Origin of the sequence: Eubacterium uniforme, assembly GCF_900167115.1 — a bacterium.
GTDB lineage: Bacteria > Bacillota > Clostridia > Lachnospirales > Lachnospiraceae > Eubacterium_S > Eubacterium_S uniforme.
This window is the reverse complement of the sequence record NZ_FUXZ01000028.1, coordinates 1-3,077: the sequence shown is the minus strand read 5'-3', so window position 1 is coordinate 3,077 and position 3,077 is coordinate 1. Positions and strand designations below refer to the sequence as shown.

The following is a 3,077-nucleotide window of genomic DNA, read 5'->3' as shown; positions in this document are numbered from 1 at the left end:
TTTCATTTGAGCTAATGATTGTAAAAATATCGCACAATATATACCTCTACTTCTTACAGTTGCAAGTTTTTCCTTAAAACCTGAAGGCATTTTAAATAGTGATAGGTAAGCCTCTGGCTATTATGCCTCGGGCTTTTCCCCCACTCCACACCGTGCGTGATAGTTTCCAATCACACGGCGTTCCACCGACTAACTTTTCTCTTTAGTGCCTATATAGTCTTTGAATTGTATTGGTTCAAGCTCTCTATGTTCTCGGAGCTTATTTATCTTTTCTTCCATCTCCTCGGTTAGTGTCAGCATACTTATAGACTTTAATATTTTCTTTTCCGTATCAGCTGATACTATGTCTGCTATTTCTTTTGAAAGTAGTATCAGATTTCTATAAGTATCGTTGCGTTCTCCCTTACATGGTTTTATATGCAAACAAATCATATCCATTGCAGTTAAGGCATTGTGTGTAACGGCACATTTCCCTTTCTGTGCTATATATCTTGATAATGCATTATCCGCCATTTCCAATGTAGGGTAGTTATTTGCGTTTTCCATCATGTATTTCATGATTTCAAAGCTTACGCAATTTTCGATATCAGAATACTTTCTCACGTATTTATTGACTTCACGCCTTTTATATTTAGGATATTCATACGCCACATATCCAAGGGGAATAATCATGCGACCATTTATCCATCGAAACTGTTTTGATTTCCCATATTTTTTTAAGATATATTTACTCGTTATTTCGCCATCTTTTTTAAGCGGAAAGCATCGTCTGTTATGGTTCATACCATTGCTTTTTCCCATAACTTTGAAACTTATGTCCGCAAAGTCAGCTGATACAAGTGTTGCCATACAGTAATAATTGTGCATCCCCATAACCATTGCGTTGAAAAGTGTTATGTTTTTCTCCAAGTCATTCTGTTTACTGGGATTTTCTATATCTTGCCAGACTTCCCTTAATTTCTTTATGACTTTAGTTTTGCTTTTGTCTGCCATGTGGGAACGTATTATCCATTTATTTCCTTTTGGCACTACCTTAAACTTGATACCAAGAAATGTAGTATAGTTCTTTCTGAGATTTGTAATCCCTGATTTTTCCTCACTTGTCTGTAGGTGCAAATTTTCTGCTAGCCATAACTTCGTAGCTTGCATCGTTTTGACAGCTGTCACATAATCCCGACAGAAAATCTTAAAATCGTCTGCATATCTTACGATGTACATTTCCTTTAGGTCGGTTTTTGCTCTCAACTTATTCCATTTCTGCGTTCTATCAACTGTAAGTACGTTTCCTTCTTCATCCGTCTTATCAAACTCATAGCCAGTTTTTCCTTCTTTGATTTTGAACATTTCCCATTGGTTAGCTATCCACCAGTCAAGTTCATTAAGCACTACATTCGCCAGAAGCGGAGACAATATACCGCCTTGAGGCGTTCCCGTTTCGGGAGTAATAATTATATCGTTAAACAATATATCTGCTTTGAGCATCTGCTTAATAATCATAATCAACTTTCTGTCTTGTATTCCTAATGCCCATAACTGACGTATCAGTTTTGAATGGTCTATGTTGTCGAAGAAACCAGTAATGTCTACGTCTACTACAAAGTGCAATCCTTGCAACTGGGCCATCTTATAGCATTGTGCTATAGCGTTCTGTGTTGACCTATAAGGTCTGAAGCCATTATTTCTTTCATGGAATTTAGCTTCGCAGATTGGCTCCATTATTTGGAGAACACATTGTTGTATCAGTCTGTCCCATATACTCGGTATTCCAAGTGGTCTTGTTTTTCCGTTATCTTTGGGAATTTCTACTCGTCTGACTTTCTTTGGTTGATAATAGTTTAATTTATTTCTGATAGTTTTTATTACCGTGTCAATGGGTAATTCTTGTATTTGAACAATGGTTTTCCCATCTGTTCCTGGAGTCTTACTACCTCCATTTTTGCAGATATTTCTGTATGCAAGTATGATATTTTGCTCTGATACTATGTATTTCATAAGTCTATCAAACGTTCTTCCATTCTGACTTTCCTCGTACAATTTGTATCCTATTTCTTTAGCGTCATATCTTTCTGCATTTCTTTCTGCTTTATTAACAATTCTTTTCGCCATAGTAACCAACTCCTTTTCGGAGAATGATTTTTTCTAAGTCACACCACGACAGCTATGAAAATCTCCATTTCGGTGATTACTATATAGACATAATCGAAAGATTAGTATCGGCTTGTGGCTATCCCTCCACCGCTTGTTATCACGGTTTCATCGGTACTGTGCCACTACTCTCACAACCATAAATGTGCTTATTATAGTCGGAGTCTTTCTCTTCTCCTTCCTTTTCGACACAACTACAGTTCTTTATCGCTGATACAGTCAGCTACTGTATTGGTTGCTTTCCACGTTCCACATAACTTAGGATTGTTTCCACTTAGGTCATTCCTTTAGCCCTGCAAGTATTATCTTCAAGTTTTCCTTAAGATACCTATGCCCTGTAAGCACAGAAGGCATTTCATACTAACAACTCTTACTTTGCCTCACTTGCGTACCTCTGGTACACTGGCATTTCTACCAGCCATTCGTCTAGAGCCGTACATTCGGAATTTCGTCAGACTCGCCTTTTGAATCATTCTAACCATATGGAAACCCCGCCCGCACTGTCACGCACAACACTTGCCTCCAAGTATCTTTCCTCGGCTCAATATCTAAATTCCTCTCTTCCCACAGGTGGACTCTGGTCACTTTTGTACCAATGGGTATTTGAGTTCATGTCGATATTTATCCGTTAGGATGCGCTTCGCGCGACTTCTCCGAGCTTATAACCTTGAATTTCTGTATTAATCCAACGCTATTCGAAGTATTAGCGAATCCCCTTCGGGGCGTTACTCCCTCATTTGAGATTTCAGTTATGCAGTTCTCTAGAGATGCAGTCACATCTCTATGCTGCGTTTTTGTCGGTTATTTCTACCGTTTTAGACACAGAACGTGTCGCACTGTTTGCAAATTCATCCAGCCAAAACCCTACATCTAATGGCAATCTGTCATTATCATAATATCGAGCTTGATAATACAACTCTTGAAATAATAAT

The 3,077-nt window shown here is 38.2% G+C and carries 2 protein-coding genes; both read right to left on the bottom strand.

Translation table 11 applies throughout. The features are described 5' to 3' along the window. Window positions 1-90, bottom strand: a 90-nt coding sequence (locus B5D16_RS12805) for a TraM recognition domain-containing protein (protein WP_143405129.1), incomplete at its 3' end; no start/stop codon positions are given. 99 nt (window positions 91-189) lie between these two features. After that, window positions 190-2,106 carry a group II intron reverse transcriptase/maturase gene (gene ltrA, locus B5D16_RS12145; RefSeq protein WP_078767238.1) on the bottom strand — a complete coding sequence of 639 codons (1,917 nt, stop codon included), beginning with the start codon at window positions 2,104-2,106 and terminating at the stop codon, window positions 190-192. Between the last annotated feature and the right edge of the window lie 971 nt (window positions 2,107-3,077).